Source organism: Pedobacter sp. (assembly GCF_046462515.1).
Classification (GTDB): Bacteria; Bacteroidota; Bacteroidia; order Sphingobacteriales; family Sphingobacteriaceae; genus Pedobacter.
The window spans coordinates 381,972-399,567 of record NZ_JBKGVD010000009.1 but is presented as its reverse complement, the minus strand read 5'-3'; the positions used below and the strand labels follow the sequence as shown (position 1 = coordinate 399,567).

The following is a 17,596-nucleotide window of genomic DNA, read 5'->3' as shown; positions in this document are numbered from 1 at the left end:
ACCGTATTACCCTGTATAAATCCCTTTACTGTTAATATTCTTTATCACAGTTACACCTGCGCCTACAATTACTTCATCTGTAACTATAATCTGATTTGCCAACGTTGCATTACTCCCCATAAAAACATCGTCTCCTATTTTACAATTGCCATTTAACACCGCTGATGTTGAAATATGACAATGATTACCTACTACCGTATCATGCTCTATCAATGCCTTAGTATTTATAATGCAATTACAACCAACAGTTACTGCCGAGTTTATCATGGCATCATGCATAACAATGGTTCCTTTTCCTATACTTGCATGTTTTGAAACATAGGCCCTTGGTGAAATCACCGTGGCTAAGTTTAATTCGTTTGCAACAAGGTTATGGTATATGTTTCTTCTTACTGCACTGCTTTTGATCTGACCTACGGTAATTAAAAAAGAGCATTTTTTGAATTTTAATATATCTTCATCGGTCCCTATAATATCGTAAGACAGTATTTTATTTCCTGTCAGTTCTTTTTTATCTAAAATTCCGACAATATTAAATTCTTCTGTCTGCTCAATTACATCTATGCACGATTTACAATGCCCTCCCCCACCTATTAAAATCAAATCTTTTTTCATCTTACAAAGGTCGATAGCTACTTGGAATATTAACTATCCTTTCTGCAAGCCAATTACTGTTTTCTAATCCATCGTGCTGGCAATCCCGAAACATCATAAGCTTATTCATTAATTGCCAGATTGGTCTTGTCATTACTCCATTGGTATTTGTATAGGTTAAAAACTCTTCTCTCTCTTCTCTATTATTCAAAAGGATTGCATTTAACCAGTAATTAGATTTTGTATCTTCTATTTCTGTAACCAGCTGTATATTGTGCATTGCACAAAACTGACGGTATGCTTCTGTAAGTTCTCTTTTATTTGCAATAAATGTATTAAGCTGTTCTAATTGTGCACAAGCTAAAGCTGCATTTAAGTTAGGCATACGATAGTTGTATCCAATAGCATCATGCACAAATTCCCATTTATGTGGAACTTTTGCCTGTGTGCTTAAATGTTTTGCTCTTTTAGCCAGTTCTTCATCGTTGGTCACCAAAGCTCCGCCACCTCCACAGGTTACCGTTTTATTTCCATTAAAACTAAATGTACCTATTTTACCTAATGTACCTGTGTGCTTACTTTTATAATAGCTGCCTAAGGATTCTGCAGCATCTTCAATTAGAAATATATTCCATTCATTACAAATGGCAATCAACTCATCCATCCTGCATGGTAAACCAAAAGTATGCATAGGCACACATGCTGCAATTCTCTTTCCTGTCTTTTTGTTATAAGTAAAGCCATCTGCCTTTTTTTCGGCATTCTGACTCAGAAATTGTTGCAAGGCTAGCGGTGACATTCCCATAGTATCCCTGTCAACATCCACAAAAACCGGTTTAGCTCCAATATAGCTAATTGCATTAGCGGTAGCTATAAAGGTTAGGCTTTGGGAAAGGACCTCATCTCCAGGATCGACACCAGCAAGTACTAAGGCTAAATGTAGAGCATTGGTTCCGTTTACAATTGCAATCGCATATTTTGCACCCGTAATATTGCACATCATTTCTTCAAAACGATTAACGTATGCACCTACCGATGAAACAAAAGTTGAGTCTATGGCATCTGCAACGTATTTTTTTTCGTTTCCTAAAAACGAGGGAGCATGTAAGGGTATAAAATCCTGATTAGGAAATTTTTCTTTAATAAATGAGGTTAACTCCTGATATTTAGTCTCCATAAATCATCTACATTTTTGCATCCAGATACTTACCTGTTTCTTTGTGCCCAAAATCAGGAATCATTTCATGAAATAAATCTACTATTTCTCCTTTATCCCATTTCCTAGCTCTTTTCATACTGTCTATTCTGTTTTCAAAATACCGCAGCTTGTTCTGATCAAAAATGGCTTCGTTTTTAATTACACCCAGATTATAGAATCTATCTAAATCTAGAACTTCATTATCTGTAAAGAACTCTTCAAAATCCTTTTCGCCAGTTGTATCACTTTCTGTAAATAGGCACGGCCATTTACCCTGCTCTGGCATAGTATGAATTTTCTCTCTGGCCTCTTCTTCATCGCGACACAGATAAGGCTCATAGCCCAGTTGTTTAAGATATTTTACAGCAATCTCTGCAAAGGTAATCAGGTGTAATTCTTCGCTTAGTTTTGGGAAAAAGATATCTCTGTTATCACCAAAAATACATGACATTAAGCACAGCTCTCCCGATTCTTTAGGAATTACAAAATAACGCTTAATATCATTTGGTGCCACAATAGGCTGGCGTTTTTGAATTCGCTGATTGAACCCATGCAACAATGATCCGTCAGAAAAAGCAACATTGGCAAAGCGGGCAGTTGAAATATTTATTTCTAACGATTTACGCATCAGAAACATTTCCATAATGCGTTTTGATGCCCCCATCATATTTACCGGATTCGCTGCTTTATCTGTTGAAACACAGAAATATTTTTTAGCACCTTTCGCTATAGACTGATTAATAGTTTTTTCTGTATTAAAAACATTTACATCAATCATACGCATTAAAGTATAAGGGTCTTTTTCTGATCTTACATGTTTCAAAGCAGAAAGATTCAAAACATAATCATATGCTCCATCTGCTTCTATAAAAGTATCGTATTCTATAGAACTGATATCTAGGGCAAAGGTCTGAAAATCGCCACTGATATAACCAAATGAACTCCTAATATCCCTAACCAGTTCAACCAAATTATTTTCTGAGATATCAACCACATGTAGTTTTTGCGGGTTTCTCTTAAAAATCTCTTTAACCGTTGCCTGACCAATTGATCCTGCTCCTCCTAAAACCAAAAAACGGGAAGCATGTACTATAGACGTAAGTTCCTCTTCATTTTTTCTAATATCTTCTACAAATAACTCTGCAGAGCGTCCAATAAGACTTAGTATGTTCATTTAGCTATTAATAATAAGATTGTACAGTCTTTTGGTTATAATTACCAAAACTGAAAGGAACCCAAAAATAATGCCACCAAGGGCCGTTCCCTTAACTTTTCCTAATTTTTCTTCATGTAATGGGTAAACCGGTTTATCTACTACTTGTATAAGGGGCGTTTCTCTCATTAAGGCCATTTTTGACATTTCCAGATTTTTAACCAATTCTCCTAAAATAGCCTTATTAGTTTCTGCTGAAAATTGTGCTTTTTGTACAGGGGCTGCTCGTTGTACCTGCCTAGTTGGATTTAGATTAGGTGTAGCATCTGCCACTACTGCCGCAGAATAAATGGCACCATTCATTACCTTTCTAACCGAATCGGTTTTACGTTGTAATATTGCAATATTTTCTAAAGATTTCTTGGTTTTAGTCTGTATATAAAAGTCGTTAACGTTTTTTACCAGTTCTTCATTAAACTGCTTAGCAAATTCTTCATCTTCAGAACTTACATCCACTTTAATAATGGCTAATTTCTTATCTGGTTTCCCTACACTTAGATACTTTTGGTTAATATCTTCAACCACTTCTCCCATTACACTATCCAAAAGGCGTTTATCTTTTTCATCTTTTTCTTTAAACCCGCTCTCAGACAAACTATCTATAATATATTTTAAATTCTTTAGTTCAGGTTTTTTCCACTTATCTTTTAACTTATTTAATTTAATATACCTCTCTATTAAAGGCTCTTTAGATGTAACATTTACCGGACTTAATAAAGTCTTTTGTATCATAGTACGCGATTTATACAACTCTAAAATGTTATCACCCTGGAAAATGCCACCTCCACCTCCTCCTAAGTCTATTCCCACCATAGAAGCCAGCCCAGCATAGGCAGATAAGCCTCCCGCTTTATCACCACTTTCTAAGACAAATGTAGTAGATGCGGTATATACAGGTTTTTTAATAAATGTATAAGCTAAACCTAAAGCTCCTCCTACTAATCCTGCTATAAGGATTGTCCACTTTTTGCTCCACAAATAATGCCACCATCCTTGAATTTTTATTATGAGTTCTTTTATGGAAATCTCTTCGTCCTGACTATAACTACTACTTTTTTCTGCTTCGTTATTCATATTCAATTATAGTGATATTTTAATTATATAAAGTAAAACCATCATTTGTTACTTCCATTTTTTCATTTTGAGTCCGTCCTATATATATACGTTCTATGGTATCCACAACTCTTATTCCGTCTTCCAAAGCAACATGAGGTGCTTCTATACCGTTTAAAACATTGATTACATTACTAATTAAAAATTGATGATTGGCAGCAGACCCTTGATATATACCATAATTATTTGCAGGGGCCGTACTATCAAAAGAAGGTATTTCAAGTCCATCGACATTGCAATAGCTAATCTCATTCATGTATTGACCTCCAATTTTAATTACACCTTTTGCTCCTATAATGGTCATGCTACTCTCAAAATTAGCACCAAAAACAGATGTTGAATAATTTAAGACCCCAACACCTTGTTTTTTAAAATCAAACGATATAATACCACTATCCTCAAACTGGGTAAGATATTCATGATTAAAGTTCAGAAATTTAGAGTTAATGTTGGTGATATCTCCAAACATCCATAATAATACATCAATGAAATGTGAAAACTGCGTATATAATGGCCCTCCATCTAAATTTAATGACCCATGCCAACTCCCAGGTATATAATATCTCTCATCTCGGTTCCAAAAACAGTTAAGCTGTACCATAAATATTTCACCTAACACTTGTTCTTCTAATATTTCTTTTACCCATTTTATGACTGGTGAATATCTATTCTGCACCACAGGAAATGCATGTTTATGGTATTTTATTGATGTTTTCTGTACTTTAAGAGCCTCTTCTTTTGTTAAGGCGATTGGTTTTTCTATAATAACATGCTTATGATTTTCTAGACATTGTATTGCCTGATTTGCATGTAGCCCATTTGGCGTACAGATGTTTACTACATCTGTAAGAATACCTGAATTTAGAAATTCAGATAAATGCGTAAATAAAGGAACTTTGAATTCTAAGGCATTTTCTTGGTGAAAAGGATCTATATCTATGATAGCTGTTAATTCTGCATTAGGGTCTTGTACAATAAGATCCGCATGTCGCTTTCCTATATGTCCATACCCCAATAGGGCAAATTTAATTTTTTTATTATGCCTTTTCATGAATACAGTTTTATGATCTGATTGTTTTCAAGCCTGTATTTTTCTCCTGTTTCTGTACAGATGGCATAGTTATTCCGATCTAATTGCAGCTTAATTCCCGCTTCACTAACCCAACCTGTCTGTATAGCTGGATTACCTATCATTAAAGCATAAGGTACAACATCTTTTGTAATTACAGCTCCTGCTCCGATCATAGCGTATGCCCCAATCATATTACCACATACAATCGTAGCATTTGCTCCTATTGTAGCTCCTTTGGCTACTTTAGTTAATTTAAATTCGTGCTTTCGATTGATAAAACTTCTGGGGTTTTTAACATTGGTAAAAACAGCCGAAGGTCCAACAAACACATCATCTTCCAAAATAACCCCATCATATATTGATACATTATTTTGTATCTTAACATTATTACCTATTGCCACTCCCGCAGCAATCATTACATTTTGCCCTATATTACAGTTTTCTCCTATTTTAGCACCGCTCATAATGTGAGAAAAGTGCCAGATTTTTGTATGGCTCCCTACTTTACTACCCTCATCAACTATAGCTGTTTCATGTACAAAAACATCCATCTGCTATTGATTAAAAAAATTTCTGATCTTACTTATAATATATTGTAGTTGTTTCTCCTTCAAATCAGGGAAAACCGGAAGAGCCAGTATTCGGTTACATAAATCTTCTGCAACCGGAAAATCATTTACTTTATGCTCATACCGAGCAAAAGCTTCTTGTATATGCAGTGGTTTTGGATAATAAATCATTACGCCAATTCCACTATTTTTTAGATTATTTTGTAATTCTTGTCTTACTTCTTTACTTCTTAGTAAAATGCAGTATTGGTTAAAAGTATCAAAGGAATTTTGTTGTTGAACTGGCAGGTATATTTCTGAGATGCCTTTTAAACCATCTTGATACTTGTCTGCTATAGCCCTGCGCTTATTAAGGTTATCTTCCAGATATAGAAGCTGTACATTTAATATAGCCGCCTGTAGCGTATCCAATCTTGAATTACAACCAGCTATTTTATGCTCATATTTATTCGTCTGACCATGATTAGCTATCATTTTAGCTTTATTTGCTATCATTTCATTATTAGTAATGATAGCGCCACCGTCTCCAAAGCAGGCAAGGTTTTTAGTAGGAAAAAAAGAAATACATCCTATATCCCCGTAGGTACCCACTTTTTTATGATTAAGCTCGGTTCCTAACGCCTGAGCTATATCTTCTATAACAGCAATATTATATCTATGAGCCAGATCAACAATAAGATTTATTTTAGCTGCTGCTCCAAAAAGATGTGTAATTATAATAGCTTTAGTTCTAGAATTTATCTTTTTTTCTATTTCTGGTGCCTCTACATTAAACCCCTCATAAGAAACATCAACAAAGATAGGAGTTAACCCTAAAATCTCTACAGCTTCTGCTGCTGCCACATAGTTAAATACAGGAACAATAACCTCATCTCCTCTTTGTAAATCCAAAGCTAGTAAAGAAATGGTTAATGCATCTGTACCATTAGCACAGGGAACAACGTGTTTTACATTTAAATATTTTGAAAGCTGCTCTGAAAATTCATACACTTCCGGACCGTTGATATATTTACCATGGTCTAATACGCTTTGAATAGCCAAATCTATTTGCGATCTCTGCTTAGGATTATAAATTGCCGTATCAAAAAAAGGGATTTCCTGTCTATAATCTGGCATCTATTATATTTCTATCCAAAAATGCTTTAGTATCAAAAATTACGGTGTTTATTCCTGATTTTAATGCGTTATAATCTATGTTCAGAAATTCATGATGGCTTACTGCCAGAATTATAATATCATACTTGTGTTCTAGATTGTTAGAGAGTTCAATTCCATACTCCTGTTTTACCTCAAGAGCGTTGGCATGTGGATCATAAACATCTACTTCAATCCCAAATTGTTCTAATTCGCTATAAATATCGATTACTCTTGAGTTTCTGATATCAGGACAGTCTTCTTTAAATGTTACACCTAAAATAAGGGCTCTGGATTTTTTGATGGTCTGACCTTTATTGATCATTAGTTTAACCACCTTATTGGCTATGAACATTCCCATATTATCATTCACTTTCCTTCCCGATAAAATTACTTCGGGATGATAACCCAAAGCCTGAGCTTTATGAGTAAGATAATAAGGGTCTACACCAATACAATGCCCGCCAACCAACCCGGGTTTAAATTTTAAAAAATTCCATTTGGTTGCTGCAGCTTCTATTACATCATTAGTATCAATCTTCATTCTGTCAAAAATCAGAGACAGCTCATTAATAAATGATATATTCACATCTCTTTGAGCATTTTCTATAGCCTTACTAGCTTCTGCCACTTTAATGGACGGAGCTTTATGAGTTCCTGCTGTAATAATGCTGCAATAAAGACGATCTACATATTCGGCAACCTCTGCAGTTGAGCCAGAAGTTACTTTCTTGATATTTACCAGTGTATTTATTTTATCTCCTGGATTTATCCTTTCAGGCGAATATCCACAAAAAAAATCCGTGTTAAATGTCAATCCGGAGCTTTTCTCTAAAACAGGCACACAGTCCTCCTCGGTACAGCCTGGATAAACTGTAGATTCATAAATAACGATATCTCCTCTTTTTAAAACTCTTCCTATCATTTCTGAAGCCGAAAGCAAAGGGTTTAAGTCAGGAGCCTTAAATTGATTGATAGGTGTTGGAACAGTAACAATGAAAATATTGCAACCTCTCAAATTAGAGATTTCATTAGTAAATTTTAATCCGCTTCTATTATTAGAAAGGGACAGTAAATATTGCAATCTCTCAAGGTTTGCCTCTTTTGTAAAATCTATTCCAGCATTAAGATTTGCTACTCTGCTCTGATCAATATCAAAACCTGTTACAGGGTATTTTTCAGCTAGCTCTATAGCCAAAGGCAAACCTACATAGCCTAAACCAATTACAGCAATTTTTGAATCGGCAAGCGCTTTCATGTTATTTTAACAAGCTTACAATTATGGCTGCAAGTGAAGCTATTCCTGTTCCTATTCCAATCCAGGCTTGTGCTGTTATTTTTTCTCGTTCAGGTCTAATAGGTACCAATATCTCTGCTCCGGGTTTTACCTTAGGATAATTATTAAAAAATAAGAATTTTTTAGTTGATTCAGCCGCCCCGTTAGCATATTTGATATAGGCACCACTTTTTTTAGCATTTCCTGTAAAGCCACCTGCTCCGCTAATATATTCTCTAAAGCTTTTACCAGGTGTATATACAATACTGTTAGGGTTCAGCACTTCTCCTGTAACCTTTACAATCTGTAATTGTTTTGGAACACGGATAATATCTCCTTCTTCTAATATCAGATCAATTCTAGACTTAGGGTTTTGTAATATTTTTTCCAGGTTAATACCAACTAAATCAGACTGGATTAATTTCTCATCCACTTTCTTCTCTTTCCCATCTTTTATTCCACTATCCTGAATGCGTTCTAAGTTTAGAATTTTCTTTTGTTCCTCTTCGCTATCATCTATAGCGTTTTTATCTTTAGGATTTACTTTTGCTGCGCCCGGTCTTTTTAATGAAGCACCATCAACATAAGCCAAAGAGGTTATGCCTCCTGCACTTTTAATTAAATCAGAAATGCGATATTCTTTTGATGTAATTGTATAAGTTCCCGGATAAGCTACCTCACCTTCTATTCTCACCTGCTTTTGAACAGAATAAATTTCTGATGCTCTTACTGAAATAATATCAAAAGGCATGATTTTAAATTCTTTGTCCAAAACTTTTAAATCTTCATTTACATTAACAATAAAAACATCTGCAATCTTAGATTTATCCATTACAGTACTATCGCCTTTAACTCTTCTTGAAACTTCTATATGTTTCGGCGTAGCGCCTTCAGTTAATCCGCCTGCCATCTGAATAACATCTACAACGCTTAGGTTATCTGCATAGGGGAAAGTACCAGGGGCACGAACTTCACCCTGAATGCTTACAGTACGTTCTTCTCTTAAATCAAATAAAGAATTGATTGTAATTTTATCTTCTCTCTGTAAGGTAATATCCTGCTGGGTACCAGACATGATTTTAGCTACGTCAAAAGATATAAGGCTTTGCGTATTGTCGGGATTTAAGCGATTGATATACCCTCTGTTTAAAAATGCATCTTCCATCAATCCGTTTGCTTTCTCAATCAGCCCTTTTAAAGTCAACCCTCCATCTATTGCATAAAAACCAGGGCGGAAAACGGCTCCGACGATCTCAACACGATTAGCAAAACGATCTAATATTGCCTCTATCAAATATTTATCGCCATTTTTAGGTTTATAACCTGAAAAATTGGAAGATTTAATATCTATTATTTTTCTTTCTTTGTCTGTATTTTGAAAGGCTTTTACACTGGCAGTATAAGCTTTGGTGGTAAATCCACCTGCAAAAGCAAGAACATCAGCAAATGTCTCGTTATTTTTAACTTCAAAAATAGCTTCTCTTTTTACCTCGCCCTGAATTTCTACACGTTTTTCATAAAAGGGGATATTAATTACATCCTGATCTTGTAACCGGATATTATTTGCAAAAATGCCATCTAGCAAAACACTATAAGTATCAATAGTTGTAATTACCTTATTTCCTCTGATTACTTGTATATTTCGAAAAGATCCTTTATCAGATGGCCCCCCTGATGCGTATAAGGCATTATAAACCGACGATAAAGAAGAAATCGTATAAGTTCCTGGCTTTACAGACTGGCCGGTAATCATTACTTTGATACTTCTTATATTACCCAAATTAATGGCAACACTTGTTCTTCCTGATTTTAAAGCCGGATAAGTACGGGCCATTGCTGATTTGATTTTAGCTGTTGCCTGTTCAATGGTTAATCCACCCACAGCTATACGGCCAACATATTCTAAATTAATATAACCTTCTGTACCAACTTGTAACTCGTATGATCGCTCATTATCTCCCGTTAAGTCTATTAATAACTTATCATCAGGACCTATTACATAATTTTTAGGTGTGGCTATTCTCAAATTAGGCTCAAATGTTAAGTTTTTATTCTTAAATAATTCTGAGCCAAATATTTTTAATCCAATATCATGGGCTTGATCTGATAAGTCATTCTTCTTAGACTGACTTTTTTCATTTTCATTTAAAACGTCATTGTTCAGATCTGCACCTTCTATTTGTCTTGCAACAGAAGATTTAGGCTGAGTTTGCGGCCTTTCTGAAGATATACCTTGCTTCTTTATTTTTTCAACTCTTTGCTTAAACTTTTCTATCTCTTCATCTTTTAAGCCCCTTGCTTTTGCTAATTGCGAAATCTGATCAGGCGAAGTATAACCTATTGATTCAGCCTGTTTCACAATTTGCATAATTTGTGCATCTGTTAAATCATCAACTTTATAGTTTGAATAGTTGTTTTGTGCAAAAGCAAATGCAGTTGTAATTAACGAAAGAATAAATACAACCAGAGTTTTTCTAATCATGTTATAGATAAGTTTAAGAGTTATTCAAAATAATTAAGTGTTTGATAACCTCCTTGTTTTAAAAATTCATCTTTCTTCATCAGCTTTAGATCAGATGTTATCATGTCCTTAACTAACGCCGGAAGATCATATTTAGGCTGCCATCCAAGCTGTTTTTTTGACTTAGACGGATCTCCCAATAATAAATCCACTTCTGTGGGTCTGAAATATTTAGGATCAACTTTTACTACAGTTTGTCCTAAATGCAAAACATCTAAATTCAGTCCTAGAGTTTTAGCTTTTTCTGTATCTACATCAATAATCACGCCTTTTTCATTCTCATCCTTCCCAGAGAATTCAATGGTAATGCCTAATTCTGCAAAGCTCATTCTAACAAAATCCCGCACAGTAGTGGTAATACCCGTTGCAATAACATAATCCTCAGGCTTTTCTTGTTGAAGAATTAACCACATCGCCTCTATATAATCTTTAGCATGTCCCCAGTCTCTTTGAGCCGAAAGATTTCCAAGATACAGGCACTTCTGCAAACCTAAAGCAATTTTAGAAGCAGCGCGTGTTATTTTTCTCGTAACAAACGTTTCTCCTCTTAATGGACTTTCATGATTGAAAAGAATACCATTACAAGCAAACATACCGTATGCTTCGCGATAATTTACGGTAATCCAATATCCATATATTTTAGCAACGGCATATGGTGAACGTGGATAAAAAGGTGTACTTTCACTTTGAGGTACAGCCTGCACCAGTCCATAAAGCTCAGAAGTAGAAGCCTGATATACTTTGGTTTTTTGTGTAAGGCCTAAAGTCCTGATTGCTTCCAAAATACGCAAAGTACCTATACCATCGGCATTTGCGGTATATTCCGGCATTTCAAAACTCACTCTGACATGGCTCATCGCCGCCAGATTATAAATTTCATCAGGTTGGGTTTCCTGAATTATTCTGATCAAATTGGTGGAATCTGTTAAATCTCCATAATGAAGCTTAAACTTAACATTATCTTCATGTTGATCTTGGTAAAGATGATCTATCCTGTCTGTATTGAATAAAGATGATCTTCTTTTAATACCATGCACAAAATACCCTTTCTTTAACAGAAATTCTGTTAAATAGGCACCATCCTGGCCGGTCACTCCCGTAATTAGTGCAACTTTCATTTTATTTTAGCAAATTTTAATGCTGCCCAACCCTCTTGTAATAATAATGTTGCAAGCAGTAATTTTGCGCTAAAATACACTTTTTCTTTAAGATTGAAACACTCTGGCTTTTGAATATATTCCAAAAACATCGCCTGATTTTCACTCAATTCAACTTGCAATCTTCTTTAATATCATGCGGGTTTATCAGTCATTTACCCCTAGCTTTATACCAATTCTTTCTCTTAAATCTCCTTACTCTATACCATAATTTAAAAGAAGTATTTTTAAAATAACATACATTTTTTAAACAGAGCGTTTGCAGCTTGCTAATTATTAACATTTTACTTAATTTTGCATCCCCGCAACACGGAGTTCCGGGAGCTATGTTGAATACATAAATTAAATTAAGAATGGCAACTAAAATCAGATTGCAAAGATTTGGTAAAAAAGGGAAACCTTTTTACCACGTAGTGGTAGCAGACTCACGTGCTCCAAGAGATGGTAAGTTTATTGAGCGTTTAGGTTCTTATAACCCAAATACCAATCCTGCAACCATCGAAATTAACTTCGAAAAAGCTGTAACATGGGTACTTAACGGTGCCGAACCTACAGATACGGCTCGTGCTATTTTATCTTACAAAGGTGTTCTTTACAAAAAACACTTAGAAGGTGGTGTTAGAAAAGGTGCTTTAACTCCTGAGCAAGCAGAAGAAAAATTTGCTAAATGGTTAGAAGAAAAAGGCAACAAAATCACCGGTAAAGTAGATGGCTTGGCCGCTAAAAAAGCTGAAAACAAAAAAGCAGCTTTAGCAGCAGAAGCTAAGAAAAAAGAAGAAAAAGCAGCAGCTATTGCAGCTAAAAATGCTCCAGTGGCTGAAGAAACAGCCGAAACTGAAGAAGCTCAGACTGAGGAGACAGCAGCTGAAGAAACTCAGGCAGAAAATAACGCTGAATAATCAGATTATTGATATGCGTCAAATAGCGTTTCGAAATTCGAAACGCTATTTTTTTATAAATTCACATTTGCATTATGACACTGAACGAGGCATTTTATATTGGGTACATAACCAAAACAAAAGGATTAAAGGGAGAGACTCAGATCTTTTTTGAATTTGAAAATTATGACGATCTAAACCTTGAAGTATTGTTTCTCGAGATAAATTCAAAACTGGTCCCTTTTTTTGTTGATCAGCATAAACTCTATCCAAACAGCACTGGGCTATTTCTTTTCGAGGGTTTGGATAACATAGATAAGGTAAAAGACCTTGTCAAAAAGAAAGTCTATTTACCTTTAAACAAAATGCCAGCTCGTGATGAAGATGAGTTTTATTACACAGATCTTGTAAACTACATGGCTGTAGATGAGAATCTAGGTAAGCTGGGTGCAATCATCGCTGTTAACGAATATCCTCAACAATTTGTAGCTACAGTTGTTTATCAGGAAAAAGAAGTTCTATTTCCGTTAAACGAAGATTTCATTCTGGAAATAGATGAGCAGGAAAAGATATTGCATTTAGATCTGCCAGAGGGTTTGTTGGATATATATTTGCAATAGCCTTTCTAGAGAAACATATCTTATCATACTAATGACCTATGAAACGTTATTTGGTAATTTTCGGCATATTCATTTTATTTGCATCGTGTAGCAACAGTTCATCTAAGAACGAAGAAAAACTAGATACCATTAGTTTAGCTAACAGTGCCAAAGAAAAGGATAAGCAACCAAATCGTTCCATATCTGCATCATCAAACAATACACAGCAAGATTCGGTCTTTAAAATTGCCACTAAAATCTTATTCTCTTTAAAAGAACAGAACTACCAAGCCTTTTCATTAAATTTTCATCCTCAGAAAGGTGTTCTTTTTTCTCCTTATGGATTTATAGACATTAAAAAAAGCAAACGATTATCAGCCAAGGATTTTTTAGAATCCATTGAAAGAAATTGGACTTTAACCTGGGGGATTTATGATGGATCTGGGGAAATCATGCAATTAAAAGTCATTCCTTATATTAATAAATTTGTTTATAGTGCTGATTTTGAGAAAGCTCCTCAAAAAACATTTAATAATATTATTAAACAAGGTAACTCCAAGGATAACTTAAAAGAAACATTTCCTGAAGCAGTTTTTGTAGAATATCATTTTAATGGGTTTGATAAAGCTTTAAACGGCATAGACTGGCAAAGTTTACGCCTTGTATTTGAAAGATTTCAAGACCAGTACTACCTCGTTGCCATAATACACGATCAATGGACAACCTAACTTAAAGAAAAGCAAATTAGACTTTTTGTAAATTATACTTGACATTAATGTAAAATACACTTTATATTTGGTAAAATTTATTTGACATGAAAAATCATATCTTACTCCCCAACAAATTCAAGGTATTAGGTTGGATTTTATTTCTTGCTTCAGCAGTACTGGGTTACTTCTGCTTAGCATTTGATTTTAAAATCAATGGCCTACAAATCTATCTTCCACCAGACAATGAAGACAGACCATTGATCTTTGCTGACTACAACCTTACCAATGAATTGGCTTTTTTAGGAATTACAATCGGCTTATTAATGGTTGTTTTTGCCAAAGAAAAGATAGAAGATGAATACATTTCGCATCTACGCCTTAAAAGCCTGCAATGGGCTGTGCTTATAAGCTATGCCATTATCTTAATCTTAAACTTTTCCAGTTATGGTTTGAGTTTCGCCATGTTTATGATTTACAATACCTGGACCACATTAATACTATTCATTATTATATTTAACTGGAACTTATATCGCTCCAGAAAGGAGGCTGCTTAACATGAAAAACAGTATTAAAGTACAGCGAGCCATTAAAAACATTACCCAAGCTGAGCTGGCTGAAATGATACAGGTTTCAAGGCAAACCATAAACACGATTGAATCTGGCAAATATGTCCCTTCAACCGTATTAGCTTTGAAAATAGCAAAGGTTTTCAATGTGAAGGTAGAAGATATCTTTGAACTTGAGAGCAACGAGTAAACCAAGGATGAAATGTTTATCTTTGCAGGATGCGTTTTGATATTATATCTGTATTGCCCGATCTGTTAAGCAGTCCGTTTGCACATTCTATTTTACAAAGAGCACAAAGCAAAGGTATTGCACAAATCCATATTCATAACCTTAGGGATTACGCCAACAACAAACATAAAAGTGTTGACGATTATCCTTACGGAGGTGGCAGTGGAATGGTAATGAGTATAGAACCTTTCGCTGTCTGTATAGAAAACCTCCTGGCTGAAAGATCTTATGATGAAGTTATTTTCATGACTCCGGATGGAGAAACGCTAAACCAAACTATAGCCAACAACTTGTCTACTAAAGAAAATATCATCATTTTATGCGGTCACTACAAAGGCATTGATCAGCGCATCCGCGATATTTTTGTAACAAAGGAAATTTCTATAGGAGATTATGTCTTATCTGGCGGAGAATTGCCTGCTGCAGTACTGGTAGATGCCGTAACCCGATTAATACCAGGAGTTCTTAATGACGAGACCTCAGCTTTATCAGACAGTTTTCAGGGCGATTTACTGGATGCTCCTGTTTATACCCGACCTGCCGAGTGGCGGGGTCATAAAGTACCTGAAGTTCTTTTAAGCGGCCATGAGGCTAAAATAAATGAATGGAGGCATGAAGAAGCTTTAAAACGAACACAACAACGACGTCCGGATTTGTTAAGTTAATATGATATATTATCAAAACGTTGTAAAGCAAATATTGTAACGTTGAAATATATCACTTATAGTAACCTTAACATTTTTAGCATGTAGTCCTAATCTTCGGGCATGAGGCTTTTATAGCTTTATATTATTTACTCAATAACGCTATTATTTTATCCTTATCTTTTATCTGAGACTTTAAAGTCTCAACCATTTCTTGGCAGCTTTTAAATTCTGTTTTGTAAATAGAATTGTATTCTTCCAGGGGTTCATTAATTGTTGTTTTAATTAAAATATCATATTCGGCAGGATCGGTAAAAAAACGCGAAACCGGCACATTTAATATTTTAGCCATCTTCTGTAAATCAAGATACTTAATAGAGCCTCTTATTAAACTTAGCCTTAATCCGTCAAAAGTTTTTCCCATCTCTGCGGCCAGCCAGCTCAAAGAACGGTTTTGCTCTGCAAGAATGCCATCCACCACCGATTTTAAAAACATAATATAATTATCTGTTAAAACAATAATCTTTATATAAAATTTTTAGTATATTTACCGTAAAATATTTGGTAATTCAACACAAAATTTTGTTAAAAATACACAAATTTTTTAATAACGCTACTTTTTTATGAAAGGTTATAAATACAAAATCAATGAATGTCTTCATGATTTGCCTATGAAAGACTATAAAAGGGCTATGAAAATCATTCCCAAAGTGTTAAATATCTCAGAGAATACATTCCATAATTATCGCAACATACAAATCGGAGAAAACAAAGACATTCCCTATGAAAAGGTTAGAAAGCTGGAAATAATTTTTGGCCTTAAAGAAAGAAAACTGGAGAACTACCGCATTGAGAGCAAAACAATTATCCAGTTATTAAAAGAAGCTCCTTTTGATTAACTAAATTAAAATGTAATATGTATAAAGAAACTTTCTTTTTACTGTTTGCCCATGAAATAAAGGATATCTTATCTGGCTTAGGTAATTATTTATATCTGCTAAATAACCAGGGGCTAAATAGCAAAGAAAATTTAATGATGCTACAAAAACTGGAAAACGAATTCAAAGACCATGAAACTTATATCCATGAGCTACTTTTTTGGGCGAAACAGAAACGTACAGATTTTAATCATTACGAAAAAGACATTAACTTAAAGGAACTAGTTGAGTGTATAATTCAAAATCACGATATAATAAATACATCCTTTCATAAAAACATCCTATTTCAAAACCATATTACTAATTTGAACCTAAAATTAGATCAGACTTTGTATACCATTGTATTTAAAAATATTATCAGGAACGCCATAAAGTTTTCGGAAGCAAACAGTTTCATACACCTGAAAGCTACCATAATCAATAATGAAGTAATTTCATATGTATCTGATAATGGAACAGGGATTAATCTGAACAAGCCTACAGATATAGCCTTACCTTCCAACACTTCTTCGTCACAGCAAAGAACAGGCTCAGGGTTAGCACTTTCCTTATGCAGAGAGCTTTTAAAAACAGAAGGAGGAGAAATATGGGCTGTAAATAATCTGGGTAAAGGCATTACCGTATTTTTCAGTATGCCTATATATCAATAAAATAGCTTTCCACTACACGAAATAAAAAAATAAAATCACTGTTTTTTTTTTCAAAAATATTCACTAATATTGCAGTCCGATTTTAAACAATATAAAAATCGGCTTAATAGCTTAAAATCATGGATTTAGTAAAATTTGTAGAAGAGCAGGTAATCGCTAAAAATGAATTTCCTTCTTTTAAATCAGGAGATACAGTAAGTGTTCACTATAAAATTCGCGAAGGTAACAAAGAACGCGTTCAGGTTTACCAAGGTGTAGTTATACAGTTAAACAGCACAGGTGCAAATAAAACTTTTACTGTTCGTAAAATCAGTAACGGTGTAGGCGTTGAGCGTATTTTCCCTGTAAACTCTCCAAATATTGAGAAAGTAGAAGTTAACAGCAGAGGTAAAGTTCGTAGAGCTAAATTATTCTACCTACGCGACTTAACCGGTAAAGCTGCTCGTATCAAATCTATAAGAAAATAATTTTTTCTTTTTGAGAAAGAAACACCTTCACGATTATTTCGTGGAGGTTTTTTTGTTTATATCTTTGC

General features: G+C 34.5%; 21 protein-coding genes. 9 read left to right on the top strand and 12 right to left on the bottom strand.

Annotated features, from left to right (window positions below; all coding sequences use genetic code 11):
* Positions 1–6 precede the first annotated feature (6 nt).
* The 11 genes from ACLHG9_RS13765 to ACLHG9_RS13715 are packed head-to-tail and all read right to left on the bottom strand — an operon-like array spanning position 7 to position 11,969.
* Complete coding sequence (locus ACLHG9_RS13765) at positions 7–615, bottom strand: acetyltransferase (protein WP_410222077.1); 609 nt, start codon at positions 613–615, stop codon at positions 7–9.
* 1 nt (position 616) lies between these two features.
* Positions 617–1,771 carry a LegC family aminotransferase gene (locus ACLHG9_RS13760; RefSeq protein ID WP_410222076.1) on the bottom strand — a complete coding sequence of 385 codons (1,155 nt, stop codon included), beginning with the start codon at positions 1,769–1,771 and terminating at the stop codon, positions 617–619.
* A gap of 7 nt (positions 1,772–1,778) precedes the next feature.
* The gene (locus tag ACLHG9_RS13755; protein WP_410222075.1) at positions 1,779–2,966 is read right to left on the bottom strand and encodes a UDP-N-acetylglucosamine 4,6-dehydratase; all 1,188 of its coding nucleotides are present in this window, start codon (positions 2,964–2,966) and stop codon (positions 1,779–1,781) included.
* Positions 2,967–4,079, bottom strand: a complete 1,113-nt coding sequence (locus ACLHG9_RS13750) for a Wzz/FepE/Etk N-terminal domain-containing protein (RefSeq protein ID WP_410222074.1) — start codon at positions 4,077–4,079, stop codon at positions 2,967–2,969.
* A 19-nt stretch (positions 4,080–4,098) separates the two neighbouring features.
* Complete coding sequence (locus tag ACLHG9_RS13745) at positions 4,099–5,169, bottom strand: Gfo/Idh/MocA family protein (RefSeq protein ID WP_410222073.1); 1,071 nt, start codon at positions 5,167–5,169, stop codon at positions 4,099–4,101.
* Positions 5,166–5,741, bottom strand: coding sequence for a DapH/DapD/GlmU-related protein (locus ACLHG9_RS13740; RefSeq protein WP_410222072.1), 576 nt, complete (start codon positions 5,739–5,741; stop codon positions 5,166–5,168). Before ACLHG9_RS13740 ends, ACLHG9_RS13745 begins: the two co-directional genes overlap by 4 nt.
* 3 nt (positions 5,742–5,744) lie before the next feature.
* Positions 5,745–6,875 (bottom strand): DegT/DnrJ/EryC1/StrS family aminotransferase, encoded by a 1,131-nt coding sequence (locus ACLHG9_RS13735; protein WP_410222071.1) that lies wholly within the window; start codon positions 6,873–6,875, stop codon positions 5,745–5,747.
* Entirely contained in the window at positions 6,862–8,151 is a 1,290-nt protein-coding gene (locus tag ACLHG9_RS13730; RefSeq protein WP_410222070.1) for a nucleotide sugar dehydrogenase, read from the bottom strand. The genes ACLHG9_RS13735 and ACLHG9_RS13730 overlap by 14 nt, the downstream gene beginning before the upstream one ends.
* Position 8,152: 1 nt before the next feature.
* Complete coding sequence (locus tag ACLHG9_RS13725; protein WP_410222069.1) at positions 8,153–10,651, bottom strand: SLBB domain-containing protein; 2,499 nt, start codon at positions 10,649–10,651, stop codon at positions 8,153–8,155.
* 20 nt (positions 10,652–10,671) lie between these two features.
* A complete protein-coding gene (gmd, locus tag ACLHG9_RS13720) occupies positions 10,672–11,808 on the bottom strand; it encodes a GDP-mannose 4,6-dehydratase (RefSeq protein ID WP_410222068.1) in 1,137 nt (378 codons plus the stop codon).
* Entirely contained in the window at positions 11,805–11,969 is a 165-nt protein-coding gene (locus ACLHG9_RS13715) for a hypothetical protein (protein ID WP_410222067.1), read from the bottom strand. The genes gmd and ACLHG9_RS13715 overlap by 4 nt, the downstream gene beginning before the upstream one ends.
* Before the next feature lie 231 nt (positions 11,970–12,200).
* On the opposite strand from ACLHG9_RS13715, the gene ACLHG9_RS13710 reads away from it, so the two are divergent.
* The 6 genes from ACLHG9_RS13710 to trmD all read left to right on the top strand — a co-directional run bounded on the left by ACLHG9_RS13710 (position 12,201) and on the right by trmD (position 15,494).
* The gene (locus ACLHG9_RS13710; RefSeq protein WP_410222066.1) at positions 12,201–12,746 is read left to right on the top strand and encodes a 30S ribosomal protein S16; all 546 of its coding nucleotides are present in this window, start codon (positions 12,201–12,203) and stop codon (positions 12,744–12,746) included.
* Between the two features lie 74 nt (positions 12,747–12,820).
* Positions 12,821–13,345 (top strand): ribosome maturation factor RimM, encoded by a 525-nt coding sequence (gene rimM / locus ACLHG9_RS13705; RefSeq protein ID WP_410222065.1) that lies wholly within the window; start codon positions 12,821–12,823, stop codon positions 13,343–13,345.
* Positions 13,346–13,383: 38 nt separating this feature from the next.
* Positions 13,384–14,052, top strand: a complete 669-nt coding sequence (locus tag ACLHG9_RS13700) for a hypothetical protein (protein WP_410222064.1) — start codon at positions 13,384–13,386, stop codon at positions 14,050–14,052.
* A gap of 86 nt (positions 14,053–14,138) precedes the next feature.
* Entirely contained in the window at positions 14,139–14,588 is a 450-nt protein-coding gene (locus ACLHG9_RS13695; protein ID WP_410222063.1) for a hypothetical protein, read from the top strand.
* Between the two features lies 1 nt (position 14,589).
* Positions 14,590–14,790, top strand: coding sequence for a helix-turn-helix transcriptional regulator (locus tag ACLHG9_RS13690; protein WP_410222062.1), 201 nt, complete (start codon positions 14,590–14,592; stop codon positions 14,788–14,790).
* A gap of 29 nt (positions 14,791–14,819) precedes the next feature.
* Entirely contained in the window at positions 14,820–15,494 is a 675-nt protein-coding gene (trmD, locus tag ACLHG9_RS13685; RefSeq protein WP_410222061.1) for a tRNA (guanosine(37)-N1)-methyltransferase TrmD, read from the top strand.
* A gap of 124 nt (positions 15,495–15,618) precedes the next feature.
* Here the strand turns inward: trmD and ACLHG9_RS13680 are convergent, their stop codons facing one another.
* Entirely contained in the window at positions 15,619–15,969 is a 351-nt protein-coding gene (locus tag ACLHG9_RS13680) for a hypothetical protein (RefSeq protein ID WP_410222060.1), read from the bottom strand.
* Between the two features lie 127 nt (positions 15,970–16,096).
* On the opposite strand from ACLHG9_RS13680, the gene ACLHG9_RS13675 reads away from it, so the two are divergent.
* The 3 genes from ACLHG9_RS13675 (at position 16,097) to rplS (ending at position 17,528) form a co-directional block, all read left to right on the top strand.
* Positions 16,097–16,372, top strand: a complete 276-nt coding sequence (locus ACLHG9_RS13675; RefSeq protein ID WP_243358542.1) for a hypothetical protein — start codon at positions 16,097–16,099, stop codon at positions 16,370–16,372.
* 17 nt (positions 16,373–16,389) lie between these two features.
* Positions 16,390–17,061: a sensor histidine kinase gene (locus ACLHG9_RS13670; RefSeq protein WP_410222059.1), complete on the top strand. Its 672-nt coding sequence runs from the start codon at positions 16,390–16,392 to the stop codon at positions 17,059–17,061.
* A 119-nt stretch (positions 17,062–17,180) separates the two neighbouring features.
* Positions 17,181–17,528, top strand: coding sequence for a 50S ribosomal protein L19 (rplS, locus tag ACLHG9_RS13665; RefSeq protein WP_243358553.1), 348 nt, complete (start codon positions 17,181–17,183; stop codon positions 17,526–17,528).
* Positions 17,529–17,596: the final 68 nt, after the last annotated feature.

Coding starts and splice junctions, on each gene's coding strand:
- ACLHG9_RS13765 (WP_410222077.1), bottom strand. CDS start 615: ATGAAAAAAGATTTGATTTTAATAGGTGGGGGAGGGCATTGTAAATCG.
- ACLHG9_RS13760 (WP_410222076.1), bottom strand. CDS start 1,771: ATGGAGACTAAATATCAGGAGTTAACCTCATTTATTAAAGAAAAATTT.
- ACLHG9_RS13755 (WP_410222075.1), bottom strand. CDS start 2,966: ATGAACATACTAAGTCTTATTGGACGCTCTGCAGAGTTATTTGTAGAA.
- ACLHG9_RS13750 (WP_410222074.1), bottom strand. CDS start 4,079: ATGAATAACGAAGCAGAAAAAAGTAGTAGTTATAGTCAGGACGAAGAG.
- ACLHG9_RS13745 (WP_410222073.1), bottom strand. CDS start 5,169: ATGAAAAGGCATAATAAAAAAATTAAATTTGCCCTATTGGGGTATGGA.
- ACLHG9_RS13740 (WP_410222072.1), bottom strand. CDS start 5,741: ATGGATGTTTTTGTACATGAAACAGCTATAGTTGATGAGGGTAGTAAA.
- ACLHG9_RS13735 (WP_410222071.1), bottom strand. CDS start 6,875: ATGCCAGATTATAGACAGGAAATCCCTTTTTTTGATACGGCAATTTAT.
- ACLHG9_RS13730 (WP_410222070.1), bottom strand. CDS start 8,151: ATGAAAGCGCTTGCCGATTCAAAAATTGCTGTAATTGGTTTAGGCTAT.
- ACLHG9_RS13725 (WP_410222069.1), bottom strand. CDS start 10,651: ATGATTAGAAAAACTCTGGTTGTATTTATTCTTTCGTTAATTACAACT.
- gmd (WP_410222068.1), bottom strand. CDS start 11,808: ATGAAAGTTGCACTAATTACGGGAGTGACCGGCCAGGATGGTGCCTAT.
- ACLHG9_RS13710 (WP_410222066.1), top strand. CDS start 12,201: ATGGCAACTAAAATCAGATTGCAAAGATTTGGTAAAAAAGGGAAACCT.
- rimM (WP_410222065.1), top strand. CDS start 12,821: ATGACACTGAACGAGGCATTTTATATTGGGTACATAACCAAAACAAAA.
- ACLHG9_RS13700 (WP_410222064.1), top strand. CDS start 13,384: ATGAAACGTTATTTGGTAATTTTCGGCATATTCATTTTATTTGCATCG.
- ACLHG9_RS13695 (WP_410222063.1), top strand. CDS start 14,139: ATGAAAAATCATATCTTACTCCCCAACAAATTCAAGGTATTAGGTTGG.
- ACLHG9_RS13690 (WP_410222062.1), top strand. CDS start 14,590: ATGAAAAACAGTATTAAAGTACAGCGAGCCATTAAAAACATTACCCAA.
- trmD (WP_410222061.1), top strand. CDS start 14,820: ATGCGTTTTGATATTATATCTGTATTGCCCGATCTGTTAAGCAGTCCG.
- ACLHG9_RS13680 (WP_410222060.1), bottom strand. CDS start 15,969: ATGTTTTTAAAATCGGTGGTGGATGGCATTCTTGCAGAGCAAAACCGT.
- ACLHG9_RS13675 (WP_243358542.1), top strand. CDS start 16,097: ATGAAAGGTTATAAATACAAAATCAATGAATGTCTTCATGATTTGCCT.
- ACLHG9_RS13670 (WP_410222059.1), top strand. CDS start 16,390: ATGTATAAAGAAACTTTCTTTTTACTGTTTGCCCATGAAATAAAGGAT.
- rplS (WP_243358553.1), top strand. CDS start 17,181: ATGGATTTAGTAAAATTTGTAGAAGAGCAGGTAATCGCTAAAAATGAA.